The sequence below is a fragment of the Pseudomonas sp. genome, from assembly GCF_035497915.1.
Classification (GTDB): Bacteria; Pseudomonadota; Gammaproteobacteria; order Pseudomonadales; family Pseudomonadaceae; genus Serpens.
In genome coordinates this window covers 77,766-103,568 of the sequence record NZ_DATJCS010000005.1, presented here as the reverse complement: position 1 = coordinate 103,568, position 25,803 = coordinate 77,766, and the positions used below count along the sequence as shown (strand labels likewise).

Genomic DNA, 25,803 nt, shown 5'->3' with positions numbered 1-25,803 from the left:
TTCAGGCTCGGGTGGAGAATCGGTAGCCAGTGCCGCGCACCGTCTGGACCAGCGATTCGTAGTCGCTGCCCAGCGCCTTGCGCAACCGGCGGATATGCACATCCACGGTACGCTCTTCCACGTAGACGTTGCCACCCCAGACCTGGTCCAGCAACTGGCCACGGGTGTAGGCGCGCTCCTGGTGGGTCATGAAAAATTGCAGCAGACGGTATTCGGTGGGGCCCATCTCGGCCGCCTGGCCGTCGATGGTCACCCGGTGGCTGACCGGGTCCAGACGCAAGCCGCCCACCTCGATGGGCGTTTCGCTATCATCCGCGCCGGCGCGGCGCAGCACGGCCTTCAGGCGCGCCACCAATTCGCGGGGCGAGAACGGCTTGGTGATGTAGTCGTCAGCACCGACCTCCAGGCCCTGGACCTTGTTGTCCTCTTCGCCCTTGGCGGTGAGCATGATGATCGGCGTGGCGGCGGTCATCTCGTCGCGCTTCAGGCGTCGCGCCAGCTCGATACCCGAGGTGCCGGGCAGCATCCAGTCGAGCAGGATCAGGTCCGGCTTGTGGTCGATGATCAGGCTGTGCGCCTGCTGGCTGTCGGCCGCTTCCAGACACTGGTAGCCGGCCATTTCCAGCGCCACCGCGATCATCTCGCGGATCGGCGCCTCGTCATCGACGATCAGAATGGTCTTGCCTGCCATGGTTTCCCTATGCGGTTTCCGTCATTGCCGCGCATTAGATAACGGAATTGTTGCAGCGGTGTGACAGTTGCGTGGCCGGCCGTGCGTCGGCCCGCGCCGGCAATCGGCCGTTGCGCGCACTCCAATTGGCTCACCATCCTGAGGGAGACATGCCATGAGAATGCCCGTTCCGCTGTTCAACTCCATCGCCCTGCTGGCGCTGCTGTCCGGCCCGGCCCACGCCCAGGAACCGGCAGCGGTCCAGGATGGGCGTCTGGTGGATGCCCAGGGCATGACGCTGTACACCTACGGCAAGGACAGCGAGGGCCAATCCAACTGCACCGAGCAATGCGCAGACATCTGGCCGCCGCTGATCGCCGAGGAAGGCGCGCAACCGAGCGGCAAGTGGAGCCTGGTCACCCGCCCGGATGGCACCGTGCAATGGGCCTACGACGGCAAGCCGTTATACACCTACGCCAAGGACAAGCAGCCCGGCGACACCACCGGCGACACCCTGATGGGCGTCTGGCATGTGGCCAAGCCGTAGGGTGCTGTAGGGCCGGGTTTATCCCGGCCGACGGCGGTGGGAACGACACCTAGGCGCGGGATTCAGCCCCGCTGGCCGGCGTAAAGCCGGCCCCACAGGGGTTCGGTGCGGCCGGCAGCCCGGTAATACCTGTAGGGCCGGGTTTATCCCGGCCGACGGCAGTGGGAACGACACCCAGGCATCGGATTCGGCTCCGCTGGCCGGCATTAAGCCGGCCCCACAGGGGTTCGGCAGCTCGACTAGCGCAGCAGGTAATCCACCACCACGCCGATGAAGATCGCCAGCCCGGCCCAGTGGTTGTGCAGGAAGGCCTGGAAGCACACCAGCGGCTCACGCTTGCGGGTGCGGTGGAACTCCCAGAGGAAGCAGGCCAGCGCCACGCCCAGGCCGAGATGGAAGTACAGGCCCAGTTCGAAACGCGCGCCGGCCAGCAGCAGGAAGGCCAGCGACAGGCACTGCAGGGTGAAGATGATCAGCCGGTCAGCCTCGCCGAACAGGATGGCGGTCGAGCGCACGCCAATCTTCAGGTCGTCCTCGCGGTCGGCCATGGCGTAGTAGGTGTCGTAGCCGACCGTCCACACCACGTTGGCGATGAACAGCACCCAGGCTTCCGGCGGCAGCACGCCGCGCTCGGCGGTGAAGCACATGAGGATGCCCCACGAATAGGCCGCGCCGAGCACCACCTGCGGGTAGTAGGTGTAGCGCTTCATGAACGGGTACAGCGCGGCCACCGCCAGGGCGCCGAAGGACAGCCACACGGTGACGACGTTGGTCAGCAACACCAGGCCGAAGCTGAGCGCCACCAGCACGGCGAACAGCGCCCAGGCTTCCTTCACCTGCACCCGGCCACTGGCCAGCGGTCGCTGGCGGGTGCGCGCCACGTGACCGTCGAAGTTGCGGTCGGCGAAGTCGTTGATCACGCAGCCGGCCGAGCGCATGAGGATCACGCCCAGGGTGAAGATCACCACGTGGCCGACACTCGGCGCGCCCTCGCCCGCGATCCACAGCGCCGCCAGGGTCGGCCAGAGCAGCAGGTAGATGCCGATCGGCTTGTCCAGGCGCATCAGCTGGATGAAGTCCCAGGCGCGGGGATGCAGGCGATTGAACGATTGCAGCAGCTGCGTGTACATGGGTTCTCCGGTGTGAAGCGCTGACTAGAGTTTGTCGTCGGCGGCGCGTACCGCCCGCCAGTGCGGCGGCAGGAAGATCTCGGCGACCAGCACGCCGACCGCGCCGCGCTGGAAGCAGGAACGCCGCGCCCAGAGCCCGGCCTGGCTCACCTCGGCGGGCAGCCAGGCGGGCGGGTAGTAGCAGATCTCGAACGGGCTGCGCCCGAAGGCCTTGTCGCTGAACAGCAGATGGCCCAGCGGGCGCTTGCCCAGGTGCTGCAGATCCAGTTCCAGCGCCTGCAGGGCCTCGCGACTGGCCACACTGCGGGCGAACACCCAGGGCTCGCCGTGCCCGCACAGATAGACCTCGCGCACCCAGCCGGTGCTGCCCGGCGCCAGGCCCAGGGCGGCGCATTCGTCGTCGCGCAGGCTATGCCAGCCTTCCAGCAGCGGGCGCACGGAAAAATCGCCCCCGGCCAGGGTGGTCAGGCGCAGGGTCAGGGAGCCCGGCTCGAACAGCCAGTCCCGCACGCTGACATCGAGCGGGGCGGCCAGGCGATCGGCGGTCAGCCAGGGAGAAAGGTCGGACACGATGGAATCGGCAGCTGGGGTACGAAGGCCGGCAGTCTACCGCACCCTACCAAGGAAAGGGTCTGCCGCCCTTGGCGCATCGCGGTGCTTGGGATAGCGTGCCGGTTCATGGCAACCCAGCGAGACCAATACAGATGAAGACCTGGCAATGCGCGGTATGCGGACTGATCTATGACGAAGCCAAGGGCTGGCCCGAAGACGGCATCGCCCCCGGCACCCCCTGGGCGCAGGTGCCCGAGGACTGGCTGTGCCCCGACTGTGGCGTCAGCAAGAGTGACTTCGTGATGATGGAAGTGGTGGCCTGATGACGCGACCCGCCCCCGTGGTGATCGTCGGCACCGGGCTGGCCGGCTACGGCCTGGCCCGGGAGCTTCGCAAGCTCGATGCGCAAACCCCGCTGCTGTTGATCAGCGCCGACGACGGCCGTTCCTATTCCAAGCCGATGCTCTCCACCGCCTTCGCCAAGGGCCAGGATGCCGAGGCGCTGGTGATGGCCGAACCGGGCGCGCTGGCCGAGCAGCTGAACGCCGAGATCCGCACCCACACCCGGGTGACCGCCATCGACCCGCAGGCGCGCCGCCTGTGGCTCGGTAACGAGCCGGTCGACTACCGCGACCTGGTGCTGGCCCTGGGCGCCGAGTGCGTGCGGGTGCCGGTGGATGGCGATGCCACCGGGCGCATTCTCACGATCAACGATCTGGAGGACTACGCGCGCTTTCGCAGCGCGCTGGCGGGCAAGCAGCGAGTGCTGATCCTCGGCGCCGGACTGATCGGCTGCGAGTTCGCCAACGACCTGCGCCTGGGCGGTTACCAGGTGGATCTGGTCGGCCTGTCCGAACAGCCGATGCCCGAGCTGCTGCAACCGGCCTTGGGCGGCGCCCTGCGCGACGCCCTGCAACAGCTCGGCGTGGGCCTGTATCTGGGCCGCACGCTGGCCAGCCTGAACCCGGCCGACGACGGCCTGCAGGCGCTGCTGTCCGATGGCACGCGCCTGAGCTGCGACCTGGTGCTCTCGGCGGTCGGCCTGCGTCCGCGCGTCGCGCTGGCCAACGCCGCCGGGCTGGCCTGCGGGCGTGGCATCCGCGTCGACCGCCGGCTGCAGACCTCCGCCGAGCATGTCTACGCCCTGGGCGACTGCGCCGAAGTCGACGGACTCAACCTGCTGTACGTGATGCCGCTGATGGCCGGCGTGCGCGCCCTGGCGCGCACCCTGGCTGGCGAACCCAGCGAAGTGCGCTACGGACCCATGCCGGTGACGGTGAAGACGCCGGCCTGCCCGCTGGTGGTGGCGCTGCCGCCGCCCGGCCACGTTGGTAACTGGGAACTGCAAGGCGAAGGCCCGGACTGGCAGGCGCTGTGCCGCGATGCCGACGGCAAGTTGCTGGGCTACGGCCTCAGCGGCCAGGCCGTGCAGGGTCGGCTGGCGCTCAACCGGGAGCTGCCGCCGCTGCTCGACTGAACGCAGAGGCGTGCGTTCCGTCGGATCTGGGGCACAGTTGGCAGGGCGGGGGTCTTCCCAGGACTGGCGTGGCCCGTAGGCACATGCCATCCTCGAAGCGACTGCCGCAGGCTAGAGCTTCGCAGCAGCTCGGGGCGCTGTTCAGCCGAGCAGCACGGACACAACAACAAGAACAACAATGACACCGTCGAAAGAGGCACCTCTATGCGTAAACCGGAACTCGCCGCCGCCATCGCGGACAAGGCCGATCTCACCCGCGAGCAGGCCAATCGCGTGCTCAACGCCGTCCTGGACGAAATCACCGATGCGCTGAACCGCAAGGAAAGCGTCACGCTGGTCGGCTTCGGCACTTTCGTGCAACGTCACCGGGGCGCCCGCACCGGCAAGAACCCGCAGACCGGTGAACCCGTGAAGATCAAGGCCAGCAACACCGTGGCCTTCAAACCCGGCAAGTCGCTGCGCGACGCCATCAACTGATCGCCGCACGGCCCGCCCGCAGGCGGGCCGTTGTTTGCATTTTTCTACACAAGTTCGGCTGCTTGTGGGGTATGTGGCCGCTAGAATCGCGCGCCTAACAACAATCTCCCCCCTTTCGAGGCCGCGATGAAATTTCGTTTTCTCCTCTGGATGCTGGGCCGCCTGATGAAAAAGGCCAGCCGCACCAATTCCGAATTCCAGCAGCAACTGGCCGACAAGGACCTGGTGTTCCAGCTGCACACCCTGGACGGCAAGGTGGCCCGCCACTTCATCGTCAAGGATCAGCGGGTGACCAGCAAACGCGGCCCCGCGCAGCAGCCGGCCTTCGCCCTGGGCTTTCGCGACGCCGCCTACGGCTTCGCCACCTTCACCGCCAAGAACAAGCAGCTGGCCTTCATGAAAGGCATCCAGGACAAGGACATCCAGATCCAGGGCAATCCGATGCTGGTGATGTGGTTCCAGGGCCTGACCAAGTACCTGAAGCCGAAGAAGCAGGCCTGATCCCCTGGGCCGGCTGGCGCCGGCCGTTGGCCGGGATAAACCCGGCCCTACACCTCAGCGGGGCGCTGCACCGGGCCCGCGCCTTACTCCTGCGGCTCGTCGCTGCGCGAGTTCTGGAACTGGCTGGCCATCTCGCGCAGCGCCGCTTCGGCGCGCAGCACCTTCTGCAACGCATCCTCGGCCTGCTCGGCGCTGATGCCCAGGCGCTGATAGAGCGCCTCGGGCACCGGCTGCTGCAGGCCGTGGCCGATCTTCTGCCCGCGCAGCAGGTTGACCGCCAGATACACCAGATTGGCGTAGGCGCAGTGTGGCCCGGCGTAATCCGGGTCGTTCTGGAAGCGCAGCGCGGTGGAAATCTCCTCCTGCATCTCCCAGTTGCGCATCATCCAGCTGCCGATCTGCTCGCGGGTGATGCCCAGCAGGTGCTGCTCGATGTGCCCATGCCAGAGGTGCGGGTTGGTTTCCAGGTGCTGGCAGATCAGGTTGAAGTGCGGCGGGAAGATATGCGCCAGCAGCAGGTAGCCGAAGTTGTGCAGCAGCCCGCCGAGGTAGGCCAGGCCGGTCTCCGGACGCTGGGCGACGGGCATCATGCGGGTCAGCCCCTCGATCAGCGCGGCGGTGTAGATCGCCTGCTGCCAGTAGGGGGTGTTCTGCTGGTTGGGATCGCTGAGCTGGCTCAGGTGTCGGCCCAGGGCCAGGCCGAGGGCCAGGTTGATCACCAGATCGAAACCCAGCACGCGGATGATCGCATCCTCCACCGAGCGCACCTTGCCGGGCGCGGCATACAGCGGCGAGCTCGCCCAGCGCATCACCTGCGCGGCCAGCGCCGGGTCGGTTTCCACCACCGAAGTGATGTCCTCGATGGTCGCGTTCGGGTTGGCGCGCAGCTTGATGATGCGCTGCGCGGTGCGGGTCAGCGGCGGAATCTCCATGGTCTCGCCGAGACGCTGCTGGATGCGCCGCGCGGTGAAGGTCTTCACCGCCTGGTCGATTTCGCTGCTGTCGTCGCCCGGACGGTCGAGGTTCGGGCGGATGTTGCCCAGCGGCTCACCAAAGTGACCGGGACGCGCCTTGGCCAGCAGCATCTGAAAATGCTCGCGGCCGATCTCCAACAGCAGGCCCGGCGTTCCGGACTCGATCAGCAGCACTGGCTGTTCCAGCAGCCGATCGTCATACAGACACGGCGAACTGGTGATCGCCGGCAGCGCCGGCAGGCAGATCAGGCCATGGCGGCCGAGCATGCGCTTGAGACGCTCGGGACGTACCGGGCCAAGCTGGCGCTCACTGAAGGCGGCCAGCCGCTTGAGATCGAGCAACTGGTTGCGCGGATACAGCACCAGTACCGCGCCCAGGCTGTCTTCCAGCAGCACGGCCTGGATGCGCTGGGCCGGCGGGACGCCGGGCTCGTCCGGGCGGGTGCGCAGGGGCACGGCCAGCCGGCGCAGCAGTTGCTGCATCAACAGGGGAACGGTCGACGGCTGGTCAGCCGGGACGATGGTGCACTCGTTCATGGGTACATCCGGATCCGAAACGGGCGTTTGCAAGGCGTATCGGCGGCACCTGGATTTTCCCAAGGGCCGTCCGTCACGAAAATGTCACACCTGACCGTACTGCTGACCATGGCGCAGCCAGCGTGCCAGCAGCGGCGCGACGTGCTGCGGCCAGCGCGCCAGCAACTGCTGCGCCGCCTCGCGCACCGCCGGCAACAGATCGGCGTCACGCATCAGGTCGGCGACCTTGAACTGCAGCAGGCCGGTCTGCCGCGTGCCGAGCATCTCGCCGGGACCGCGCAGCTCCAGATCCTTTTCGGCGATCAGGAAGCCATCGGTGGTCTCGCGCATGATCGCCAGGCGTTCGCGGCCCAGTTGCGACAGCGGCGCATGATAGAGCAGGACGCAGTGGCTGACCGCACTGCCCCGACCGACGCGCCCGCGCAGCTGGTGCAACTGGGCCAGGCCGAGGCGTTCGGGGTTCTCGATGATCATCAGGCTGGCGTTGGGCACGTCCACGCCTACCTCGATCACCGTGGTGGCCACCAGCAGCTGCAGCTCGCCGGCCTTGAACGCCTCCATCACCGCCGCCTTCTCGGCCGGCTTCATGCGCCCGTGGATCAGCCCGACGCGCAGCTCGCCGAGGGCGGCGGACAGTTCCTCGTAGCTGGTCTGCGCCGCCTGGCAGGTCAGTTCTTCCGATTCCTCGATCAGCGTGCACACCCAGTAGGCCTGACGCCCCTCGTGGCAGGCCGCGCGCACCCGCTCGATGACTTCCGGGCGGCGACTGTCGGCGATGGCCAGGGTGTTCACCGGCGTGCGGCCGGGCGGTAGTTCGTCGAGGATCGAGGTGTCCAGATCGGCGTAGGCGCTCATCGCCAGGGTGCGCGGGATCGGCGTGGCGGTCATGATCAGCTGGTGCGGGCACAGCCGGCCGTCCACGCCCTTCTGGCGCAGCGCCAGGCGCTGCTGCACGCCGAAGCGGTGTTGCTCGTCGATGATCACCAGCGCCAGGCGGGCGAAGCGCACCTCGTCCTGGAACAACGCGTGGGTGCCGACCACCATCGGGCAGCCGCCGGCGATCCGTTCCAGCGCGGCGGCGCGGGCCTTGCCCTTGAGCTTGCCGGCCAGCCAGGCGACGTCGATGCCCAGCGGTTCGAACCAGCGGCTGAAGTTGAGGAAATGCTGCTCGGCGAGGATTTCCGTGGGCGCCATCAGCGCCACCTGGTAGCCGGCCTCCAGCGCCTGCAGGGCGGCCAGCGCGGCGACCACCGTCTTGCCGGCGCCGACATCGCCCTGCACCAGGCGCAGCATGGGTTCGGGCTGCGCCAGGTCGTAGGCGATCTCGGCGCCGACGCGGCGTTGCGCGCCGGTGGGCGCGAAGCCCAGACCCTGCAGGTACAACCCCGGCAGGCGCGTGGCCGGCGGCAGCGCCGGGGCCTGCTGGGCGCGAATGCTCTCGCGCAGGCGCTGCAGGGACAGTTGATGGGTGAGCAGTTCCTCGAACGCCAGGCGCTGCTGCGCCCAGTGCTGGCCCTCGGCCAGTTCGTGCAGGTCGGCATCCGGCGGCGGGCGGTGCAGATAGCGGATCGCCTCGGCCAGCGGGCCGAGCCGGTGCTCTTTGGCCAGTTCCGCCGGCAGCCAGTCAGGCAGGCTGTTGGGGCCGAGCCGCGCCAGCGCCTGTTCGCTCAGGGAGCGCAGGCGCTGCTGGGTCAGCCCCTCGGTGGTCGGATAGATCGGCGTCAGGGTCTGCTCGACCGGCGCCGCTTCGCCGCCGCTCATGGCGCGGTATTCCGGGTGATAGATTTCCAGGCCGGTGGCGCCGGGGCGCACCTCGCCGTAGCAGCGCAGCGGGGTGCCGCGCTTGAGGCCGTCCTTCTGCGCCTGGCTGAAATGGAAGAAGCGCAGGCTCAGCGTGCCGCTGCCGTCCTGCAGGCGCACCAGCAGGCTGCGCCGCCGGCCCATGACCACATCGGCGCCGGCCACCACGCCCTCCACCACCGCGTCCTGGCCGGGACGCAGCGCGCCGATCGGCGTGACTCGGGTGCGGTCCTGGTAGCGCAACGGCAGGTGAAACAGCACGTCCTGGAGCGTCTCCAGGCCGACCTTGGCGAGTTTTTCCGCCAGCGCCGCGCCCACCCCCTTGAGGGTGGTCACCGGCACCTGTGCCAGTTCGCTCATGCCGGCTCGGCGGTGACCGGTGCCTGCGGCCGCGCCACCGAGCACAGGCGGATGGAGTCGGCCAGGATCTCGATGGCCTTGGGTCGCGGGAAGCTGGCGCGCCAGGCGATGGCCACGGTGCGGAACGGCACGGGCGGGGTCAGCGGACGGATTTCCAGCACTCCCGGCGCGTAATGATGGCTCTCCACCGCCGAGAACGGCAGCACCGAGACGCCCAGGCCGGAGGCGACCATGTGGCGGATGGTTTCCAGCGAGCTGGATTCCACGGTGGTGTGGCTGGCGGCATCGCCCTTGCGGGTGGTCGGGCAGGCTTCCAGCACCTGGTCGCGGAAGCAGTGACCCTCGCCCAGCAGCAGCAGACTCTTGTCGTTGAGATCCGCGGCGTCGATGCTGGCGCGCGCAGTCCAGGGATGCGCGGCCGGCATCAGCACGTAGAAGGGCTCGTCGTACAGCGGCTTGGTCAGCACGTCGGCTTCCTGGAACGGCAGCGCGATGATGATGGCGTCCAGTTCGCCGGTGCGCAGCTTGTCGCGCAGCACGTGGGTGAAGTTTTCCTCGATGTACAGCGGCATGTCCGGGGCGACCCGGTGCAGCTGCGGAATCAGGTGCGGGAACAGGTAGGGGCCGACGGTGTAGATGGCGCCGACCTTGAGCGGCGCGGCCAGCTGGTTCTTGCCGGCCTGGGCCAGTTCGCGAATGCCCTGGGCCTGTTCGAGCACCTTCTGCGCCTGGGCGACGATGCCCTCGCCCACCGGGGTGAGGCGCACCGCGCTCTTGCTGCGTTCGAAGATCAGCACGCCCAGCTCGTCCTCGAGCTTCTTGACGCCCACCGAGAGGGTCGGCTGGCTGACATGGCAGCGTTCGGCGGCTCGCCCGAAATGCTGTTCCTGGGCGAGGGTGACGATGTAGCGCAGTTCAGTGAGCGTCATAGTGGATATCCATTGGGCTGGCCGCAAGCATAGCGGCTGCCTTGTATGGAACCAAGAGACGCGCGCCGCCGCAGTGTGGCGCCTAGCCGCGCTCCAGGGAATACACGAAGGGCGCGATCACTTCCAGGCTCCCGTTGTTCAGCAGCTCCGCCGGCGGCGGCGGCAACGGCTGGGCGCGGCGGATCATCTGCAGCGTGGCGCGATCCAGCGAGCGGCTGCCGGAACCGGCCAGCACCTGATGGTCAAGCACCCGGCCGCGACCGTCGATCACCATGCGCACCTTGACCGTGCCTTCGTGCCCACGCTGACGGGCATCGTGCGGGTAGCGCTTGTGCCGGTTGAGATGGCCGAGCAACAGGCTTTCCCAACTGGGCTGGCCCTGCGCGACCTGGCTGCTGGCCGACTGCGTGGAGGCGGTCTCCGGCGCACGAGCCTGCTGGGCCGGCTGCGCCGGCGGCAGTTCCTCGACCGGCTTCGGCTCCTCGGGCACGGGCTCGGGTTCCGGCTTGGGCTCGGGCTTCTTCGGCTTGGGCGGTTTCGGCTTGGGCTTGGGTTTCGGCGGCGGGGGCGGCGGCAGCTCGATTTCCGGCTCCGGCGCCTCGACCCGCTTGGGCTGCTCGATCTCTGGCTCAGGCTCCGGCTCTGGTTCGGCCTGCGGTGGGGTCGGCGTTGGCGCCTCGGGCAGCGGCGCCAGCTCCAGCATCATGGCCGGCGCCGGCGTGGCGGCCAGCGGCGCGGCCTGGGGTTGCCAGAACAGCGACCAGAAGGCCAGGCCGAAATGCACCAGCAGCACGATCAGCAGGCTGAGGCCCCAGTGGCCGAATCTGCGCAGAAGACTCATTGCGCGCCAACCGTCTCCAGACCAACCAGGCCGATCTTCAGGTAACCGGCGCCGCGCAGACCGTCGATGATCTCCATCAGGTTGCCGTACTCCAGCGCGGTATCGCCGCGCACGAAGATGGTGGTGGTCTTGTCGCCCGCCGCGGCCAGGTCCAGCGCCGCACCGAGACGCTCCAGGCTGGTTTCCTCGTTACCCACGTACAGGCGGTGGTCTTCCTTGATGCTGAGGTAGATCGGCTTGTCCGGACGCTTGGACGGCTTGGCGCTGGAAGCTGGCAGGTCCAGCTTGATGTCCACGGTGGCCAGCGGCGCGGCGACCATGAAGATGATCAGCAGCACCAGCATCACGTCGATGAACGGGGTGACGTTGATCTCGCTGTTTTCCGCCAGATCGTCGCCGCCTTCCTTCAGCTGCATGCCCATGGCTCAGCCCACCTTCACCACATGCGGCACCTGGCGCTCGCCGCTGGCCTGGTGATCCAGATCGCGACTGACCAGCAGCAGCACTTCGGCGGCGGCGTCGCCGACCTGCGCCCGATAGCCGGTGATGGCGCGGGCGAAGATGTTGTACAGCACCACCGCCGGAATGGCGGCAACCAGGCCGATGGCGGTGGCCAGCAGCGCCTCGGCGATACCCGGCGCCACCACCGCGAGGTTGGTGGTCTGGCTCTTGGCGATGCCGATGAAGCTGTTCATGATCCCCCACACGGTACCGAACAGGCCGACGAAGGGCGATACCGAGCCGACCGAGGCCAGCACGCCGGTGCCCTGCGACATCTGCCGGCCCGCTGCGCCGACCATGCGGTCGAAGCGGAAGCTGACGCGCTCCTTGATGCCTTCCTTGTCGGCCTTGCCGGACAGTTCCAGCTCGTGGCGTGCCTCCTCGACCAGGCGGCCGGTCAGGCTGCCCTCGACGCGCGGCTGTTCGGCGGCCTGCTTGAGGTTGCGGGAAGCTTTCAGGCCGACCAGCTCGTCACCCAGGCGACGCTTGGCGCGTCCCAGCTCGAGGCCCTTGGCCAGCGCGATGGTCCAGGTGAGCACCGAAGCCAGCACCAGGCCGATCATCACCGCCTTGACCACCCAGTCCGCAGCCTGATACATGCCCCAGGGTGACAGGTCATGGCTCAGGCCGTGCTCGACTTCCACCGGCTGAGGCGGCATGGCTTCACTGGCGACGGGGGCGTCGGCCGGGATGGCTGCGCTCGGGGCGGCCGGGCTCTGCGGCACGCCCGCGTTGGCAGGCGCTTCGGGCGCCGGCGCGGCGACAGCTTGCTCCACCGGCGTGGTGGACGCCGGCGTCTGTGCCTGTACGATCGGCGCCAGCAGACAGCCGATCAGCAAGGCTGCAAAAAGGGACTGAGCGCGTGGGGCGGTTCTGTTCATGAGGCCTGACCTGAACTGGAAAGCGAAGCCCTGCCGATGAGGCAGCAGCAAAAACGGCCGAGATTATTGCAATTAATTCTCGTTAATTCAAAGTTGATTGTCGCTGACCGGACAATCGCATCGCCTTGATGGGACTCATCCAATGCCTGAATTTCCCCGTCTTCTGATCGCCGGCTGCGGCGATCTGGGTTGTCGTACCGGTGTCACGCTGGCCAGTCAGGGCTGGTCTGTACAGGGGTTGCGACGACGGGTCGCAGGGCTGCCCGCCGCCATCGCGCCGCTGGAGGGCGATCTGAGCCAACCCCAGTGCCCGGCCGGCTGGCCCGCACAGGCGCCCGATTATCTTCTGTATGCCGCGGCCGCCGAGCGCTCCGACGAGCCGGCGTATCGCGCGGCCTATGTCGAGGGTTTGCGCCATGTGCTGGGCTGGCTGGCCGAGCATGGCCAGCGGCCGAGGCGCCTGCTGTTCGTTTCCAGCACGGCGGTGTACGGGCAGCACCAGGGCGAATGGGTGGACGAGGCGTCGCCCTGCGAACCGCAGGGTTTCACCGGGCGCGTGCTGCTGGAGGCCGAGCAGCTCGCGCTGGACAGCGTCATTCCGGCCAGCGTAGTGCGCCTGGCGGGTCTGTATGAGGGCGACAGCCGCTGGCTGGTCGATCAGCTGCGCGCCGGCCTGATGCCCGCGGCGCAGCCGCCGCTGTACAGCAATCGTATCCACCGCGACGACGCCGCCGCGCTGCTGGCCTGCCTGCTGCGGGCCGATGCGCGTGGCGAACCGCTGGAGTCGATCTATCTCGGCGTGGATGACGAGCCGGCGCCGCTGCACGAGGTGGCCCACTGGCTGCGTGGGCGGTTCGGCATCGACACCCCGCCCAGCGCCCCGATGCAACGCCGCGCCGGCAGCAAGCGCTGCCGCAACGCGCGGGCCAGAAGCCTGGGCTGGGCGCCGCGCTATCCGAGTTATCGCGAGGGGTATGGGGAGGGGATGCCGGATCTGTAGGGCCGGCTTTACGCCGGCCCTACAGATCCATTGCAATTGCAGGCCTGACAGGCCGGCGGCGGCTTAGCCGATCACGAGCACCCCATCCATCTCGACCAGCGAACCGCGCGGCAGGCTGTTGATGCCGATGGCGGCGCGCGCCGGATAGGGCTGCTGGAAGTAGCGGCTCATCACCTCGTTGACGGTGGCAAAGTTGCCCAGGTCAGTGAGGTAGATGTTCAGCTTGACCATGTCGGCCAGCGAGCCGCCGGCCGCTTCGGCCACCGCCTTGAGGTTCTCGAACACGCGCACGGCCTGGGCCTCGAAGCCTTCGACCAGCTGCATGGTGGCCGGGTCGAGCGGGATCTGTCCGGACAGGTACACGGTGTTGCCGGCCTTGATGGCCTGCGAGTAGGTGCCGATGGCGGCGGGCGCCTGGTCGGTGCTGATGACGGTCTTGCTCATGGAAGGCTCCCTGAAGAAAACGGCCACCGAGGATCAGCGGCCGTGAAGACAACGATGACGCGTCAGGCGCGCACGCGGGTGATGCGCGACACACCCATCAGCACGCGCAGCTTCTTGATGACCCGCGCCAGATGCACGCGGTCGTGCACGCTGACCACCATCTGCACCACGCTGAGCCGGCCATCGCGCTCGTCCATGCTGATCTTCTCGATGTTGGCGTCGGCGGCGGTGACACTGCCGGCCAGCAGGGCGATCAGGCCGCGCTGGTGCTCCAGCTCGACACGCAGTTCGACGTTGAACTCGCCACCGACCTCGCGCGACCAGGTGAGGGGCACGCACTTCTCGGGATTGGTGCGGATCTCGGCGATGTTCCGGCAGCCGTCCAGGTGCACCACCATGCCCTTGCCGGCCGACAGGTGGCCGACGATCGGGTCGCCCGGAATCGGCGTGCAGCACTTGGCGTAGCTGAGCACCAGCCCTTCGGTGCCGCGGATGGCCAGCGGGCCTTCGTTGTCCGGCGTCTGTTCGGCCAATTCCAGCTCCTCGCTGCCTTCCATCAGCTGACGCGCCACCACCAGCGCCATGCGGTTGCCCAGGCCGATGTCTTCCAGCAGGTCTTCGAGCTCGTTCAGCTTGTATTCCACCAGCACCGCCTGGATGCGCTGCGCCGGGATGTGTTCCAGATCGGTTTCGAAGCTGGCCAGCGCCTTGTTCAGCAGGCGTTCGCCAAGGCTGACGGACTCCGAATGGCGCTGCTGCTTGAGCGCGTGACGGATGTGCGTGCGCGCCTTGCCGCTGACCACGAAGTTGAGCCAGGCGGGGTTGGGGCGAGCGCTGGGCGCGGTGACGATCTCCACCGTCTCGCCGCTTTCCAGCGGCTGCGACAGCGGCGCCAGGCGCCGGTTGATGCGGCAGGCGATACAGGTGTTGCCGACGTCGGTGTGCACCGCGTAGGCGAAGTCGACCGCCGTCGAGCCGCGCGGCAGCTCCATGATGCGGCCCTTGGGCGTGAACACGTAGACCTCGTCGGGGAACAGGTCGATCTTCACGCTCTCGATGAATTCCAGCGAGTTGCCGGCGCGCTGCTGCAGTTCGAGGATGCCCTTGACCCACTGACGGGCGCGGGCATGGCTGCTGCGTGGCGAATCGTCGCCGCTGGACTTGTACAGCCAGTGCGCGGCGATGCCGTTGTTGGCCATGTCCTCCATTTCCTGGGTGCGGATCTGGATCTCGATGGGCACGCCGTGCATGCCGAACAGCGTGGTGTGCAGCGACTGGTAGCCGTTGGCCTTGGGAATCGCGATGTAGTCCTTGAAGCGCCCGGGCAGCGGCTTGTACAGGCTGTGCACGGCACCCAGCACGCGGTAGCAGGTATCGACCTTGTCGACCACGATGCGAAAGGCATAGACATCCATGATGTCGGCGAACGCCTTGCGCTTGCCGCGCATCTTCTTGTAGATGCTGAACAGGTGCTTTTCCCGGCCGCTGACCTGGCCGGGCAGCCCTTCGCGCTCCAGGCAGTGCTGCAGCGACTCCTCGATCTTGGCGACGATTTCCTTGCGGTTGCCGCGCGCGCCGCGCACCGCCGCACGAATGCGCTCGCAGCGCATCGGGTGCATGGCGCGGAAGCCCAGGTCCTCGAACTCGATACGCATGGCGTGCATGCCCAGCCGGTTGGCGATGGGCGCGTAGATTTCCAGGGTCTCGCGGGCGATGCGCCGGCTCTTTTCCGGCGGCATGGCGTCCAGGGTGCGCATGTTGTGCAGGCGGTCGGCCAGCTTGACCAGGATCACGCGGATGTCGCGGGCCATGGCCAGGGCCATCTTCTGGAAGTTCTCGGCCTGCGCTTCGGCCTTGTTCTCGAACTTCATCTGGGTCAGCTTGCTGACCCCGTCCACCAGCTCGGCGACGGTTTCGCCGAACTGCGAGCTGATGGCTTCCTTGGCGATGCCGGTGTCCTCGATCACGTCGTGCAGCATGGCGGCCATCAGGCTCTGATGGTCCATGTGCATTTCGGCAAGGATGTTGGCCACCGCCAGCGGATGGGTGACGTAGGCTTCGCCGCTGCGCCGGCGCTGGCCGTCGTGGGCCTGCTCGGCGTAGTAGTAGGCGCGCCGGACCAAGTTGACCTGATCCGCAGCCAGATAGGACGAGATGCGATCTGCGAGGGCGTCGAGATTACCAGCCATGGCGGTACCTCCCGCCAGCAGCATACTGCATCGGCGGTAACGGCTGCGAACGGCCTCGCGCGCGCATCTTACAGGGCCTCGTCTTTGGCCTCTTCCTCGAACGCCGCGAAGATCGGTTCTTCCTCGATCAGCTCTTCCTGGGCGATGACGTCGTAGTCCACCAGGCCGCTGGCGATTTCGCGCAGGGCCACCACGGTGGGCTTGTCGTTTTCCCAGGCGACCTTGGGTTCCTTGCCGCCGGTAGCCAGCTGACGGGAACGCTTGGTAGCCAGCATGACCAGTTCGAAGCGGTTATCGACGTTTTCCAGGCAGTCTTCAACGGTAACGCGGGCCATGGTGTTCCTCTGAGTAGCGTGGGGCGTGCCCGGGCTGGGCGAACGGACCCGGTAGTCTAAAGAAGGCGTCGGGCCAGCGGCAAGCGCCGGACCGACGGACGTTTCAGCCGAGCAGCGCTTCGAGCAGCGTCACATGACGCTGTTGCTGGCGGCGCTGGCGCAGCTGGTTGGCGCGAAAGACCGCCTTGAGGTCGTCCAGCGCATGGGCGAAATCATCGTTGATCACCAGGTAATCGTATTCGACATAGTGGCTCATCTCGCTGACCGCCTCGCGCATGCGCCGCTCGATCACCTCGTCGCTGTCCTGGCCGCGGTTGGTCAGGCGCTGGCGCAGGGCCTGCTGGGTCGGCGGCAGGATGAAGATGGAGCGGGCGTCGGGTAACAGCCGGCGCACCTGCTGGGCGCCCTGCCAGTCGATTTCCAGGATCAGGTCGTAGCCTTCGGCCAGGGTCTGCTCGACCCAGCGCTGCGAGGTGCCGTAGAAGTTGCCGAACACCTCGGCGTGCTCCAGGAAGGCATTCTCGTTGAGCATGGCCTTGAAGCGCTCGTGATTCACGAAGTGGTAGTTCACGCCATCCACCTCGCCCGGACGCATCGACCGGGTGGTGTGCGACACCGACACGCGTACCTGCGGCATGCTGTCGATCAGCGCCTTGACCAGGCTGGTCTTGCCGGCCCCGGAGGGGGCGGAAACGATGTAGAGGGTACCGCTGCTGGCGCTCATGTCGTTCTCGTCACTCGATGTTCTGCACTTGTTCGCGCATCTGTTCGATCAGCACCTTGAGGTTCACTGCCGCCTGGGTGCTGCGCGGGTCGTAGGCCTTGGAGCCCAGGGTGTTGGCCTCGCGGTTGAGCTCCTGCATCAGGAAGTCCAGGCGCCGGCCGGCGGCGCCGCCGGACTTGAGCACGCGGCGCACTTCGCCGACGTGGGTGTTCAGCCGGTCCAGCTCCTCGGCCACGTCGCTCTTCTGCGCCAGCATCACCAGCTCCTGCTCCAGGCGCTGGCTGTCGGCCTCCAGCCTCAGCTCGGCGAAGCGATCGAGGATCTTCTGCCGCTGCAGGCCGAGCATCTGCGGCACCTGCTCGCGTAGCGTGGCGACCTCGGCGCGAATGGCGTCCAGACGCTCCTCCAGCAGGCGCGCCAGCTCGGCGCCTTCCCGCGCGCGACCTTCGCGCAGCTGGGCCAGCGCCTCGCCGAACAGCTCCAGGGCGGCGGCGTTGAGCGCCTGCGGATCGGCGGCATCGCCGACCAGCACGCCCGGCCAACCCAGCACTTCCAGGGGATTGATCGGCGCCGGCTGGCGAATCAGCGCGGCCACTTCCTCGGCGGCGGTGATCAGCTGCGCGGCGCGCTCGCGGTCAACTTGCAGGGTCTGGCCGCTACCGGCCTCGGTGAAGCGCAAGGTGCATTCCACCTTGCCGCGCGACAGGCCCTGGCGCAGCGCCTCGCGCACCGGGCCTTCCAGGTCGCGGAAGCTGTCGGGCAGGCGCAGGTGCGGTTCCAGATAGCGGTGGTTGACCGAACGCAGCTCCCAGCTCAGGGTGCCGTAGGCCCCCGCGCGTTCGCTGCGGGCGAAGGCGGTCATGCTGTGCACCATGGGCGTACCTCTCGGAGTCGGGTTGCGAAAAGGGGCGGAATTGTAGCGCAGTGCGACCACATCGCCCACGGCGAGACTGTCTTCGCTGCGTCAGACACCTATAATGCCGGCTGATTTCATTCCCAGCAGGACGTACCCATGAAGCGACCCAGCGGCCGCGCCGCCACCGAGCTGCGCGCGATTCGCATCACCCGCCATTACACCAAGCACGCCGAAGGCTCGGTGCTGGTGGAGTTCGGCGACACCAAGGTCATCTGTACGGTGAGCGTCGAAAGCGGCGTGCCGCGCTTCCTCAAGGGTCAGGGCCAGGGCTGGCTGACCGCCGAGTACGGCATGCTGCCGCGCGCGACCGGTGAACGCACCCAGCGCGAAGCCAGCCGCGGCAAGCAGGGTGGCCGCACCCTGGAGATCCAGCGCCTGATCGGTCGTTCGCTGCGCGCCGCGCTGGACATGGGCAAGCTGGGCGAGAACACCCTGTACGTCGACTGCGACGTGATCCAGGCCGACGGCGGCACCCGCACCGCCTCGATCACCGGCGCCATGGTGGCGCTGGTCGACGCCCTGGCCGCGATGAAGAAGCGTGGTCAGCTCAAGCAGGATCCGCTCAAGCAGATGGTCGCCGCCGTCTCCGTGGGCATCTACCAGAGCGAGCCGGTGCTGGACCTGGACTACCTGGAAGACTCCGCCGCCGAAACCGACCTGAACGTGGTGATGACCAGCGCCGGCGGTTTCATCGAGGTGCAGGGCACCGCCGAGGGCGAGCCGTTCCAGCCCGAGGAGCTGAACGCCATGCTGGCCCTGGCCCGCGACGGCCTGCACGAACTGTTCGCCCTGCAGCGCGTGGCGCTGGAAACCGAGTAAGCCACCATGCATGACGACCAGTCCCTGATCCCGCCACCCGGCCCGGAAGCCCGGCGCTGGGCCATGCTCTGCCACTACGCGGCGTTCGCCTGGTTCCTGGCGCCGATGATCGGCAATGTGATCGGACCGCTGATCGTCTGGCAACTGAAGAAGGACCTCGATCCCTTCGTCGACCAGCAGGGCAAGGAAGCGCTCAACTTCCAGATCACCATCAGCCTGGCCTTGATGGTCTGCGGCCTGCTGGCCTGGGTGCTGATCGGCTTCCCGCTGATGGCGCTGGTCGGCCTGTTCGGCCTGGTGCTGACCATCATCGCCGGCATCCGGGCCAACGAAGGGGTGGCCTATCGCTACCCGCTCTGCTGGCGACTGGTGAAATGAGCCAAAAGGCCCTGCGAACGCAGGGCCTTTTGCTTTCAAGGCATGCCGGTGGTCCGAGCCAGACACCTGCGCGCCATGGCGCTGCGACCAAATGCCTCTCTCGCCCCCAAGGCATACCCCGGGGAGTAGAATCCGCCTCGTAAGTCGTTTCGCCTGTGCACCTGCTTCGATGCATGGACGAGCCAACGTTTGCGACCGGAACCCCGGATCTGACTCGCCGAGCCAGGGTTCGCTGTCCCCCCGGTGGCAAGCAGTTTCAGGAGCTCCGTCATGTCGCATACCCCTCCGCAACCCCCCTGGCGCATCCCCCTGGTTCGCGAGATCGGCATCATCCTGCTGATCAAGCTGGCCATCCTGCTCACCATCAAGGCGGTCTGGTTCACCGAGCCAACCGTGCCGGTCAACGGTAGCGAGCGAGTCAGCGAACGTCTGTTCGGCCCCGCAACGCAGCCGTAATTCCTTTCCCCACCGAGGAGGCGCCGAGATGATCTCGGAAACCGTCGTCGACCTGTCGCGTCTGCAATTTGCCATGACCGCGATGTACCACTTTCTGTTCGTACCCCTGACCCTGGGGCTGGCCTTCCTGCTGGCCATCATGGAGTCGGTCTATGTGATGACCGGCAAGCAGGTCTACAAGGACATGGTCAAGTTCTGGGGCAAGCTGTTCGGCATCAACTTCGCCCTCGGCGTCACCACCGGCCTGACCATGGAATTCCAGTTCGGCACCAACTGGGCCTACTACAGCCACTACGTGGGTGACATCTTCGGCGCGCCGCTGGCCATCGAGGGGCTGATGGCGTTCTTCCTCGAATCGACCTTCATCGGCCTGTTCTTCTTCGGCTGGGATCGCCTCTCCAAGGTGCAGCACCTGGCGGTGACCTGGCTGGTGGCGCTGGGTTCCAACCTGTCGGCGCTGTGGATCCTGATCGCCAACGGCTGGATGCAGAACCCGGTCGGCTCGGAGTTCAACTTCGAGACCATGCGCATGGAGCTGGTGGATTTCGGCGCGCTGCTGTTCAACCCGGTGGCGCAGGTGAAGTTCGTGCACACCGTGTCGGCCGGCTACGTCACCGGCGCGATCTTCGTGCTGGCGATCTCCAGCTGGTACCTGCTGAAGAAGCGCGACCTGGGCTTCGCCCGCCGCTCGTTCGCCATCGCCGCGGTGTTCGGCCTGGCCGCGTCGCTGTCGGTGATCATCCTCGGTGACGAATCCGGCTACGAGATCGGCGACGTGCAGAAGACCAAGCTGGCCGCCATCGAGGCCGAGTGGGACACCCACCCGGCGCCGGCCAGCTTCACCCTGTTCGGCCTGCCCAACCAGGAGGAGATGCGCACCGACTACGCGGTGAAGATCCCCTACGCGCTGGGGCTGATCGCCACCCGCTCGCTGGACGAGGAGGTCAAGGGCATCAAGGACCTGATCGCCGAGCACGAAGGGCGCATTCGCAACGGCATGACCGCCTATGCGCGGCTCGAGGCGCTGCGCGCCGGTGACAAGTCGCCGGAAGCCATCGCCGCCTTCAACGAGGTCAAGCAGGATCTGGGCTACGGCCTGCTGCTCAAGAAGTACACCGCCAACGTGGTGGACGCCAGCGAGGAGCAGATCAAGCTGGCCGCGCTGGACACCATCCCGCATGTGCCCAGCCTGTTCTGGACCTTCCGGATCATGGTCGCCTCCGGCTTCCTGATGCTGCTGCTGTTCGTCCTGGCCAGCTGGGCGTCGGTCAAGCGCAACGCCGAGGACAAGCCGTGGCTGCTGCGCTTCGCCCTGCTGGCCCTGCCGCTGCCGTGGATCGCCGCGCAGACCGGCTGGTACGTGGCCGAACACGGCCGCCAGCCCTGGTCGATCGGCGAGGTGCTGCCCACCCACCTGTCGGCTTCCAGCCTGTCCAGCGGCGACGTCTGGGGTTCGCTGGTCGCGCTGATCGCCTTCTACAGCCTGCTGCTGGTGATCGAGATGTACCTGATGATCAAGTTCGCCCGTCTCGGCCCGTCCAGCCTGCACACCGGCCGCTACCACTTCGAGCGTCTGGCCGCCGCCCAAGCGGCCAAGGCCTGAGGAGAAACCACCATGTTCGATTACGAAACCCTGAAACTGCTCTGGTGGGTGCTGATCGGCGTGCTGCTGATCGGCTTCGCCCTCACCGACGGCTTCGACATGGGCGCCATGGCGCTGATGCCCTTCGTCGGCAAGACCGACAACGAGCGGCGCGCCGCGATCAACACCATCGCCCCGCACTGGGACGGCAACCAGGTGTGGTTCATCACCGCCGGCGGCGCGCTGTTCGCCGCCTGGCCGATGGTCTACGCGGTGGCCTTCTCCGGGCTGTACTGGGCGATGCTGCTGGTGCTGTTCGCGCTGTTCTGCCGGCCGGTCGGCTTCGACTACCGCAGCAAGCTGGAGAACCAGAAGTGGCGCAGCGCCTGGGACTGGGCACTGTTCACCGGCGGCGCGGTACCGGCGCTGCTGTTCGGCGTGGCCTTCGGCAACCTGTTCCTCGGCCTGCCCTTCCGCCTCGACGAGCTGATGCGCTCCAGCTACGAAGGCTCGTTCTTCGGCCTGCTGCATCCGTTCGCCCTGCTCGCCGGCCTGGTCAGCCTGAGCATGCTCTGCGCCCACGGCGGCGCCTGGCTGATGCTGCGCACCGACGCCGAGCTGCACCAGCGTTCGCGCCTGGCCACCCGCCTGTGCGCCCTGCTGTTCCTGCTGACCTTCGGCGGCGCCGGCCTGTGGCTGAGCCTGGGCCTGCCGGGCATGAGCCTGGCCGGCGGCTTCGCCGACCTGGGCGTGGCGCTCAATCCGCTGCACAAGCAGGTGGTCATGGACAACAGCGGCTGGCTGGCCAACTACGCCCAGTACCCGCTGACCCGCGTCGCCCCGCTGCTCGGCCTGGCCGGCGGCCTGCTGGCGCTGCTCGGTGCGCAGTTCAACCGCGGCGGCGTGGCGTTCCTGGGCAGCAGCCTGGCGATCGTCGGCACCCTCTGCACCGCCGGTTTCGCGCTGTTCCCCTTCGTGTTCCCGTCGAGCATCGACCCGGCCTCGAGCCTGACGCTCTGGGATGCGGTATCCAGTCAGAAGACCCTGGGCATCATGCTGGTGGTGGCCGGCATCTTCGTGCCGCTGATCCTGCTCTACACCCTGTGGTGCTACATCCGCATGTGGGGCCGCGTGACCAGCCAGACCATCGACGCCAACCCGCACGGCCTGTACTGAAACCCCGGCGGCCGGAGCCGTGCGCACCGGTCGCCAGACGAGCCCGCTCAGGGCCAAGGAGAACGAACGATGTGGTATTTCGCCTGGATTCTCGGCGTACTGCTCGCCTGCAGCTTCGGCATCATCAATGCCCTGTGGCTGGAAACCACCCAGAACCTCGACGAGGAGGCCGCGGGTGGTGACTGAACCACGCCCCTGGCTGCGACGCGGCGCCAGCCGCGCCGCTTCCCTGCTGCTGGCCACGCCGCTGGCGCTGCTGCTGCTGATCCACCCGGCGGCCATGCTGGACGCCGAGGGCGGCTACAGCCACGGCCTGCTGATGCTGGTGATGTGGGGCATCTCCAGCGGTTTCATCCACGGCGTCGGCTTCGATCCGCACAGCCGCCTGTGGCGCACGCTGTTCCATCCGCTGGGCGGCTGGCTGCTGATGGGGCTGGGTTACCTGATCCTCTGGCAGGCGCAGGGCTGAGAACAGCGCTGCGCCACCGGAAGGCCGACTACTTGTTGGGCTGCGGCGTCAGACGCAGGTACGGACGCACCGCGCGATAGCCCTTGGGGAAGCGCTCGCGGAGCTCGGTCTCGTCCTTCAGGGACGGCACGATCACCACCTCGTCACCGTCCTGCCAGTTGGCCGGGGTGGCCACCTTGTAGTTGTCGGTGAGCTGCAGCGAATCCACCACCCGCAGGATCTCGTGGAAGTTGCGACCGGTGCTGGCCGGGTAGGTGATGGTCAGGCGCACCTTCTTGTTCGGGTCGATGACGAACAGCGAGCGCACCGTCAGGGTGTCGCTGGCGTTCGGGTGGATCAGGTCGTACAGCTCGGAGACAGTGCGGTCGGCGTCGGCCAGGATCGGGAAATTCACCTGGGTGTTCTGGGTCTCGTTGATGTCGTCGATCCATTTGAGGTGCGAATCCACCGGATCAACGGACAGCGCGATGGCCTTGACGTTGCGCTTGGCGAATTCGTCCTTGAGCTTGGCGGTGAAGCCCAGTTCGGTGGTGCACACCGGGGTGAAGTCGGCCGGGTGGGAGAACAGGATGCCCCAACTGTTACCCAGCCACTCATGGAAGCGGATGCGGCCGATGCTGGATTCCTGCTCGAAGTCGGGGGCGATGTCGCCGAGGTGGATGCTCATGTCGTTGCTCCTTGGGTCAGTCGTGATGATGTGGACCTCAATTTGCCGCTGCGCTCCGAAAAATAAAAAGAATAAATACAGATTTATTTATTCCTTTAAAGCATAAACGGTCAACAATCTGACCGGCTGAACCGCCGCGCCGCTTTTGGCGCAGAGCGGAATCAGCGAGAATGCGCGGCTTTCTCGCGAAGCCGGAGTCCCTCCGTGGAACTGTTGAAACAAAAGATCCGCACCGCCGGTGTGGTGTTGTCCGATCAGGTGCTGAAGGTCGATACCTTCCTGAACCACCAGATCGACCCGCTGCTGATGCAGCAGATCGGCCAGGAATTCGCCCGGCGTTTCCGCGACGCGGGCATCACCCGGATCCTCACCCTCGAGTCATCCGGCATCGCACCGGCGGTGATGGCCGGCCTGGAACTGGGCGTGCCGGTGGTGTTCGCCCGCAAGCACCGCTCGCTGATCCTCAAGGACGACCTGCTGACCGCCCAGGTGTATTCGTTCACCAAGCGGGTGGAGAGCACCATCGCCGTCGCCGCCCGTTACCTGAGCCCGAGCGATCGCGTGCTGGTGATCGACGACTTCCTGGCCAACGGCCAGGCGGCCAAGGGCCTGGTGTCGATCATCCAGCAGGCCGGGGCCAGCGTCGCCGGCCTGGGCATCGTCATCGAGAAATCCTTCCAGCCCGGCCGCGCCGAACTGGAAGGCATGGGCCTGCGCATCGAGTCCCTGGCGCGCATCCAATCGCTGGCCGATGGCCAGGTGACATTTATCGATTGAGGCCGAACGACGCCGACTGCCCTACGTCCGCCGCAAAACGAAAAAGCCGCCCGAAGGCGGCTTTTTCGTGACAGGAAGGTCGGCTTACAGGCCGGACATTTCCTTGATGGCGGCGCGCATCTCGTCGTCGGAGCAGTCGCTGCAGGTGCCCTTCGGCGGCATGGCGTTCAGGCCAGTGATGGCGCTCTTGACCAGACCGTCCAGACCACCCTTGGCATCGGCACGAGCCTTCCAGGCGGCGGTGTCATGGTTCTTCGGCGAGTTCAGCAGGCCGGTGCCATGGCACGCGTTGCAGAACTTGGCGACCACGTCGGCGCCACTGCGGGCGGCGCCACCAGCGGCGGCAGCAACGGCGCCAACGCCCTTGCACTCCTGACCCTGGATGCAGACTTCGCCAACCGGCTTCAGACGCTCGGCGATCGCTTCATTGGTCGTAGCCTGAGCGCTCACCGCCCACAGGGCCAATACGGCAGCGTTGGCCACCAGAATCTTCTTAGTCCAGTTCACCTTACACCCTCATCGTGGCTAGAAACGCTCGCGGCCACGGTTCGCGAGCGGGCGACAGTATAACGGCAAGGCCGACCTGCCGAAACAACCCCACGGCCAACGCGGGGTTGCGGCATTGCGTCGCACGGACGCCGAGACGCCAGGGCTTGCGGGCTTCAGAAATTCGCCGGGGTGGTGGCACTGATCAGCCGCGCCGGCACTTCGTAGGGATTGCGAAAGCGGTGCGGCTGGTTGCTCTGGAAGTAGTAGCTGTCGCCGCATTCCAGCACGAACACGTCCTCGCCCACCGTCAGTTCCAGGCGGCCGGAAACCAGCACGCCGGCTTCCTCGCCCTCGTGATAGAGCATTTCCGCGCCGGTATCGCTGTTCGGCGGGTAGGTCTCGTCGAGCATCGACAGCGCGCGGTTGGGAAACGCCTTGCCGATCAGCTTCATGGCCACCGAGCCGCTGCCGATGTCCATGAGCTCGTCGGCCTTGTAGACCACCTGTGCGCGGCTTTCTTCCGGCAGATCCAGCGAAAAGAAATCCACCAGCGACATCGGAATGCCCGACAGTACCTTCTTCAGCGAACTGATGGAGGGGCTGACGCTGTTCTTCTCGATCATCGAGATGGTGCTGTTGGTCACCCCGGCGCGCTTGGCCAGCTCACGCTGGGACAGGCCCTTCATCTTGCGAATGGATTGCAGTCGAACACCGACGTCCAATGACAGGTTCCTCCTCCGGAACGGAGCGGGCGAAAAGTGGGCGGTATCATGGCAACAGTGTTCAGTATTTACAACAGCCCCCGCACAGGCCGTGACTACTCGGCCTGGGCGGCGACGATCTGGATTTCCACCCGTACCTCGGGGGCATACAGGCGGGCCTGCACGGTGGCGCGCGCCGGTGCGGCGCCCGGCGCGACCCAGGCGTCCCACTCGGCGTTCATGCCGGCGAAGTCGGCGTCGATGTCGCGCAGGTAGATGGTGGCGGACAGAATGCGGGTCTTGTCGCTGCCGGCCTCGGCCAGCCGGCGGTCGATGGCGGCGAGGGTTTCGCGGGTCTGCTGGCGAATGTCGCCGGACAGGTCGTCGGCCAGCTGGCCGGCAAGATGGATCACGCCGTTGTGGATGACCGCCTCGCTGTAACGCGAGGCGACGTGCAGACGCTGGATGGACATGGCCGACTCCGGAAAAGGAACGAAAAAAAGC

The 25,803-nt window shown here is 66.9% G+C and carries 32 protein-coding genes; 14 read left to right on the top strand and 18 right to left on the bottom strand.

The window, feature by feature from the left end; all coding sequences use genetic code 11:
• Window position 1 precedes the first annotated feature (1 nt).
• Window positions 2-691 (bottom strand): phosphate regulon transcriptional regulator PhoB, encoded by a 690-nt coding sequence (phoB, locus tag VL129_RS01930; protein ID WP_325409491.1) that lies wholly within the window; start codon window positions 689-691, stop codon window positions 2-4.
• Between the two features lie 154 nt (window positions 692-845).
• Here phoB and VL129_RS01925 point away from each other — a divergent pair, with 154 nt between their 5' ends.
• Window positions 846-1,217, top strand: coding sequence for a COG4315 family predicted lipoprotein (locus VL129_RS01925; RefSeq protein WP_414705109.1), 372 nt, complete (start codon window positions 846-848; stop codon window positions 1,215-1,217).
• Window positions 1,218-1,456: 239 nt separating this feature from the next.
• Here VL129_RS01925 and ubiA read toward each other — a convergent pair whose 3' ends face one another.
• Entirely contained in the window at window positions 1,457-2,347 is an 891-nt protein-coding gene (gene ubiA / locus VL129_RS01920) for a 4-hydroxybenzoate octaprenyltransferase (RefSeq protein ID WP_325409489.1), read from the bottom strand.
• A gap of 24 nt (window positions 2,348-2,371) precedes the next feature.
• Window positions 2,372-2,917 (bottom strand): chorismate--pyruvate lyase family protein, encoded by a 546-nt coding sequence (locus VL129_RS01915; RefSeq protein ID WP_414705108.1) that lies wholly within the window; start codon window positions 2,915-2,917, stop codon window positions 2,372-2,374.
• A gap of 134 nt (window positions 2,918-3,051) precedes the next feature.
• Here VL129_RS01915 and VL129_RS01910 point away from each other — a divergent pair, with 134 nt between their 5' ends.
• The 4 genes from VL129_RS01910 (at window position 3,052) to VL129_RS01895 (ending at window position 5,354) form a co-directional block, all read left to right on the top strand.
• Window positions 3,052-3,222, top strand: a complete 171-nt coding sequence (locus VL129_RS01910) for a rubredoxin (protein WP_325409487.1) — start codon at window positions 3,052-3,054, stop codon at window positions 3,220-3,222.
• Window positions 3,222-4,376 carry an NAD(P)/FAD-dependent oxidoreductase gene (locus tag VL129_RS01905; RefSeq protein WP_325409485.1) on the top strand — a complete coding sequence of 385 codons (1,155 nt, stop codon included), beginning with the start codon at window positions 3,222-3,224 and terminating at the stop codon, window positions 4,374-4,376. Before VL129_RS01910 ends, VL129_RS01905 begins: the two co-directional genes overlap by 1 nt.
• A 204-nt stretch (window positions 4,377-4,580) precedes the next feature.
• A complete protein-coding gene (locus VL129_RS17095; RefSeq protein ID WP_414705107.1) occupies window positions 4,581-4,853 on the top strand; it encodes an HU family DNA-binding protein in 273 nt (90 codons plus the stop codon).
• A 126-nt stretch (window positions 4,854-4,979) separates the two neighbouring features.
• Window positions 4,980-5,354: a helicase gene (locus VL129_RS01895; RefSeq protein ID WP_325409483.1), complete on the top strand. Its 375-nt coding sequence runs from the start codon at window positions 4,980-4,982 to the stop codon at window positions 5,352-5,354.
• 83 nt (window positions 5,355-5,437) lie between these two features.
• Here VL129_RS01895 and VL129_RS01890 read toward each other — a convergent pair whose 3' ends face one another.
• The 6 genes from VL129_RS01890 to exbB form a co-directional block, all read right to left on the bottom strand.
• Entirely contained in the window at window positions 5,438-6,865 is a 1,428-nt protein-coding gene (locus VL129_RS01890; protein WP_414705106.1) for an HDOD domain-containing protein, read from the bottom strand.
• Window positions 6,866-6,949: 84 nt separating this feature from the next.
• Window positions 6,950-9,025: an ATP-dependent DNA helicase RecG gene (recG, locus tag VL129_RS01885; RefSeq protein WP_325409481.1), complete on the bottom strand. Its 2,076-nt coding sequence runs from the start codon at window positions 9,023-9,025 to the stop codon at window positions 6,950-6,952.
• Window positions 9,022-9,954 carry a hydrogen peroxide-inducible genes activator gene (locus VL129_RS01880; RefSeq protein ID WP_325409479.1) on the bottom strand — a complete coding sequence of 311 codons (933 nt, stop codon included), beginning with the start codon at window positions 9,952-9,954 and terminating at the stop codon, window positions 9,022-9,024. Before VL129_RS01880 ends, recG begins: the two co-directional genes overlap by 4 nt.
• 82 nt (window positions 9,955-10,036) lie before the next feature.
• Window positions 10,037-10,795, bottom strand: coding sequence for an energy transducer TonB (locus VL129_RS01875; RefSeq protein WP_325409478.1), 759 nt, complete (start codon window positions 10,793-10,795; stop codon window positions 10,037-10,039).
• Window positions 10,792-11,217 carry a TonB system transport protein ExbD gene (gene exbD, locus VL129_RS01870; protein ID WP_325409476.1) on the bottom strand — a complete coding sequence of 142 codons (426 nt, stop codon included), beginning with the start codon at window positions 11,215-11,217 and terminating at the stop codon, window positions 10,792-10,794. The genes VL129_RS01875 and exbD overlap by 4 nt, the downstream gene beginning before the upstream one ends.
• Window positions 11,218-11,220: 3 nt before the next feature.
• Window positions 11,221-12,177 carry a tonB-system energizer ExbB gene (gene exbB, locus VL129_RS01865; protein ID WP_325409474.1) on the bottom strand — a complete coding sequence of 319 codons (957 nt, stop codon included), beginning with the start codon at window positions 12,175-12,177 and terminating at the stop codon, window positions 11,221-11,223.
• Between the two features lie 142 nt (window positions 12,178-12,319).
• On the opposite strand from exbB, the gene VL129_RS01860 reads away from it, so the two are divergent.
• Complete coding sequence (locus tag VL129_RS01860) at window positions 12,320-13,177, top strand: NAD-dependent epimerase/dehydratase family protein (protein ID WP_325409472.1); 858 nt, start codon at window positions 12,320-12,322, stop codon at window positions 13,175-13,177.
• Window positions 13,178-13,240: 63 nt separating this feature from the next.
• Here VL129_RS01860 and VL129_RS01855 read toward each other — a convergent pair whose 3' ends face one another.
• The 5 genes from VL129_RS01855 to VL129_RS01835 all read right to left on the bottom strand — a co-directional run bounded on the left by VL129_RS01855 (window position 13,241) and on the right by VL129_RS01835 (window position 17,743).
• Entirely contained in the window at window positions 13,241-13,621 is a 381-nt protein-coding gene (locus VL129_RS01855; protein ID WP_325409470.1) for a RidA family protein, read from the bottom strand.
• Between the two features lie 62 nt (window positions 13,622-13,683).
• Window positions 13,684-15,810 carry a bifunctional GTP diphosphokinase/guanosine-3',5'-bis pyrophosphate 3'-pyrophosphohydrolase gene (gene spoT / locus VL129_RS01850; RefSeq protein WP_325409468.1) on the bottom strand — a complete coding sequence of 709 codons (2,127 nt, stop codon included), beginning with the start codon at window positions 15,808-15,810 and terminating at the stop codon, window positions 13,684-13,686.
• Between the two features lie 68 nt (window positions 15,811-15,878).
• Window positions 15,879-16,145: a DNA-directed RNA polymerase subunit omega gene (rpoZ, locus tag VL129_RS01845; protein ID WP_027591302.1), complete on the bottom strand. Its 267-nt coding sequence runs from the start codon at window positions 16,143-16,145 to the stop codon at window positions 15,879-15,881.
• 103 nt (window positions 16,146-16,248) lie between these two features.
• Complete coding sequence (gene gmk, locus VL129_RS01840; protein ID WP_325409466.1) at window positions 16,249-16,869, bottom strand: guanylate kinase; 621 nt, start codon at window positions 16,867-16,869, stop codon at window positions 16,249-16,251.
• A 10-nt stretch (window positions 16,870-16,879) separates the two neighbouring features.
• Window positions 16,880-17,743 carry a YicC/YloC family endoribonuclease gene (locus VL129_RS01835; protein ID WP_325409464.1) on the bottom strand — a complete coding sequence of 288 codons (864 nt, stop codon included), beginning with the start codon at window positions 17,741-17,743 and terminating at the stop codon, window positions 16,880-16,882.
• A gap of 138 nt (window positions 17,744-17,881) precedes the next feature.
• Between VL129_RS01835 and rph the strand changes: the two genes are divergently transcribed.
• The 7 genes from rph (at window position 17,882) to VL129_RS01800 (ending at window position 22,665) form a co-directional block, all read left to right on the top strand.
• Window positions 17,882-18,604 carry a ribonuclease PH gene (gene rph, locus VL129_RS01830; protein ID WP_325409462.1) on the top strand — a complete coding sequence of 241 codons (723 nt, stop codon included), beginning with the start codon at window positions 17,882-17,884 and terminating at the stop codon, window positions 18,602-18,604.
• 6 nt (window positions 18,605-18,610) lie between these two features.
• Complete coding sequence (locus VL129_RS01825; RefSeq protein WP_325409460.1) at window positions 18,611-18,982, top strand: DUF4870 domain-containing protein; 372 nt, start codon at window positions 18,611-18,613, stop codon at window positions 18,980-18,982.
• 270 nt (window positions 18,983-19,252) lie between these two features.
• Window positions 19,253-19,438, top strand: coding sequence for a cytochrome oxidase putative small subunit CydP (cydP, locus tag VL129_RS01820; RefSeq protein ID WP_325409458.1), 186 nt, complete (start codon window positions 19,253-19,255; stop codon window positions 19,436-19,438).
• 28 nt (window positions 19,439-19,466) lie between these two features.
• Window positions 19,467-21,041 (top strand): cytochrome ubiquinol oxidase subunit I, encoded by a 1,575-nt coding sequence (locus tag VL129_RS01815; RefSeq protein ID WP_027591308.1) that lies wholly within the window; start codon window positions 19,467-19,469, stop codon window positions 21,039-21,041.
• 12 nt (window positions 21,042-21,053) lie between these two features.
• A complete protein-coding gene (cydB, locus tag VL129_RS01810) occupies window positions 21,054-22,196 on the top strand; it encodes a cytochrome d ubiquinol oxidase subunit II (protein WP_325409455.1) in 1,143 nt (380 codons plus the stop codon).
• Between the two features lie 69 nt (window positions 22,197-22,265).
• On the top strand, window positions 22,266-22,382 hold the full coding sequence (cydX, locus tag VL129_RS01805) for a cytochrome bd-I oxidase subunit CydX (protein WP_325409453.1): 117 nt from the start codon (window positions 22,266-22,268) through the stop codon (window positions 22,380-22,382).
• Window positions 22,372-22,665 carry a cyd operon YbgE family protein gene (locus VL129_RS01800; protein ID WP_325409451.1) on the top strand — a complete coding sequence of 98 codons (294 nt, stop codon included), beginning with the start codon at window positions 22,372-22,374 and terminating at the stop codon, window positions 22,663-22,665. The genes cydX and VL129_RS01800 overlap by 11 nt, the downstream gene beginning before the upstream one ends.
• Before the next feature lie 28 nt (window positions 22,666-22,693).
• On the opposite strand, the gene VL129_RS01795 is transcribed toward VL129_RS01800, so the two are convergent.
• The gene (locus tag VL129_RS01795) at window positions 22,694-23,332 is read right to left on the bottom strand and encodes a peroxiredoxin (RefSeq protein WP_325409449.1); all 639 of its coding nucleotides are present in this window, start codon (window positions 23,330-23,332) and stop codon (window positions 22,694-22,696) included.
• Window positions 23,333-23,536: 204 nt separating this feature from the next.
• Here VL129_RS01795 and VL129_RS01790 point away from each other — a divergent pair, with 204 nt between their 5' ends.
• Window positions 23,537-24,109: a xanthine phosphoribosyltransferase gene (locus VL129_RS01790; protein ID WP_325409447.1), complete on the top strand. Its 573-nt coding sequence runs from the start codon at window positions 23,537-23,539 to the stop codon at window positions 24,107-24,109.
• A gap of 84 nt (window positions 24,110-24,193) precedes the next feature.
• Here the strand turns inward: VL129_RS01790 and VL129_RS01785 are convergent, their stop codons facing one another.
• The 3 genes from VL129_RS01785 to VL129_RS01775 form a co-directional block, all read right to left on the bottom strand.
• A complete protein-coding gene (locus VL129_RS01785) occupies window positions 24,194-24,616 on the bottom strand; it encodes a c-type cytochrome (protein ID WP_325409445.1) in 423 nt (140 codons plus the stop codon).
• Window positions 24,617-24,771: 155 nt separating this feature from the next.
• Window positions 24,772-25,320, bottom strand: a complete 549-nt coding sequence (locus VL129_RS01780; protein ID WP_325409443.1) for a cupin domain-containing protein — start codon at window positions 25,318-25,320, stop codon at window positions 24,772-24,774.
• Between the two features lie 95 nt (window positions 25,321-25,415).
• Window positions 25,416-25,772 carry a RidA family protein gene (locus VL129_RS01775; protein WP_325409440.1) on the bottom strand — a complete coding sequence of 119 codons (357 nt, stop codon included), beginning with the start codon at window positions 25,770-25,772 and terminating at the stop codon, window positions 25,416-25,418.
• Window positions 25,773-25,803: the final 31 nt, after the last annotated feature.

Excerpts from the sequence above, each read along its gene's own strand:
- cydX (WP_325409453.1), top strand. The coding sequence starts at position 22,266 with ATGTGGTATTTCGCCTGGATTCTCGGCGTACTGCTCGCCTGCAGCTTC.
- gmk (WP_325409466.1), bottom strand. The coding sequence starts at position 16,869 with ATGAGCGCCAGCAGCGGTACCCTCTACATCGTTTCCGCCCCCTCCGGG.
- VL129_RS01825 (WP_325409460.1), top strand. The coding sequence starts at position 18,611 with ATGCATGACGACCAGTCCCTGATCCCGCCACCCGGCCCGGAAGCCCGG.
- VL129_RS01890 (WP_414705106.1), bottom strand. The coding sequence starts at position 6,865 with ATGAACGAGTGCACCATCGTCCCGGCTGACCAGCCGTCGACCGTTCCC.
- rpoZ (WP_027591302.1), bottom strand. The coding sequence starts at position 16,145 with ATGGCCCGCGTTACCGTTGAAGACTGCCTGGAAAACGTCGATAACCGC.
- VL129_RS17095 (WP_414705107.1), top strand. The coding sequence starts at position 4,581 with ATGCGTAAACCGGAACTCGCCGCCGCCATCGCGGACAAGGCCGATCTC.
- rph (WP_325409462.1), top strand. The coding sequence starts at position 17,882 with ATGAAGCGACCCAGCGGCCGCGCCGCCACCGAGCTGCGCGCGATTCGC.
- VL129_RS01910 (WP_325409487.1), top strand. The coding sequence starts at position 3,052 with ATGAAGACCTGGCAATGCGCGGTATGCGGACTGATCTATGACGAAGCC.
- exbD (WP_325409476.1), bottom strand. The coding sequence starts at position 11,217 with ATGGGCATGCAGCTGAAGGAAGGCGGCGACGATCTGGCGGAAAACAGC.
- VL129_RS01855 (WP_325409470.1), bottom strand. The coding sequence starts at position 13,621 with ATGAGCAAGACCGTCATCAGCACCGACCAGGCGCCCGCCGCCATCGGC.
- phoB (WP_325409491.1), bottom strand. The coding sequence starts at position 691 with ATGGCAGGCAAGACCATTCTGATCGTCGATGACGAGGCGCCGATCCGC.
- spoT (WP_325409468.1), bottom strand. The coding sequence starts at position 15,810 with ATGGCTGGTAATCTCGACGCCCTCGCAGATCGCATCTCGTCCTATCTG.
- ubiA (WP_325409489.1), bottom strand. The coding sequence starts at position 2,347 with ATGTACACGCAGCTGCTGCAATCGTTCAATCGCCTGCATCCCCGCGCC.
- VL129_RS01795 (WP_325409449.1), bottom strand. The coding sequence starts at position 23,332 with ATGAGCATCCACCTCGGCGACATCGCCCCCGACTTCGAGCAGGAATCC.
- VL129_RS01895 (WP_325409483.1), top strand. The coding sequence starts at position 4,980 with ATGAAATTTCGTTTTCTCCTCTGGATGCTGGGCCGCCTGATGAAAAAG.
- exbB (WP_325409474.1), bottom strand. The coding sequence starts at position 12,177 with ATGAACAGAACCGCCCCACGCGCTCAGTCCCTTTTTGCAGCCTTGCTG.
- VL129_RS01880 (WP_325409479.1), bottom strand. The coding sequence starts at position 9,954 with ATGACGCTCACTGAACTGCGCTACATCGTCACCCTCGCCCAGGAACAG.
- VL129_RS01905 (WP_325409485.1), top strand. The coding sequence starts at position 3,222 with ATGACGCGACCCGCCCCCGTGGTGATCGTCGGCACCGGGCTGGCCGGC.
- cydB (WP_325409455.1), top strand. The coding sequence starts at position 21,054 with ATGTTCGATTACGAAACCCTGAAACTGCTCTGGTGGGTGCTGATCGGC.
- VL129_RS01835 (WP_325409464.1), bottom strand. The coding sequence starts at position 17,743 with ATGGTGCACAGCATGACCGCCTTCGCCCGCAGCGAACGCGCGGGGGCC.
- VL129_RS01925 (WP_414705109.1), top strand. The coding sequence starts at position 846 with ATGAGAATGCCCGTTCCGCTGTTCAACTCCATCGCCCTGCTGGCGCTG.
- VL129_RS01860 (WP_325409472.1), top strand. The coding sequence starts at position 12,320 with ATGCCTGAATTTCCCCGTCTTCTGATCGCCGGCTGCGGCGATCTGGGT.
- VL129_RS01815 (WP_027591308.1), top strand. The coding sequence starts at position 19,467 with ATGATCTCGGAAACCGTCGTCGACCTGTCGCGTCTGCAATTTGCCATG.
- cydP (WP_325409458.1), top strand. The coding sequence starts at position 19,253 with ATGTCGCATACCCCTCCGCAACCCCCCTGGCGCATCCCCCTGGTTCGC.
- VL129_RS01875 (WP_325409478.1), bottom strand. The coding sequence starts at position 10,795 with ATGAGTCTTCTGCGCAGATTCGGCCACTGGGGCCTCAGCCTGCTGATC.
- VL129_RS01775 (WP_325409440.1), bottom strand. The coding sequence starts at position 25,772 with ATGTCCATCCAGCGTCTGCACGTCGCCTCGCGTTACAGCGAGGCGGTC.
- recG (WP_325409481.1), bottom strand. The coding sequence starts at position 9,025 with ATGAGCGAACTGGCACAGGTGCCGGTGACCACCCTCAAGGGGGTGGGC.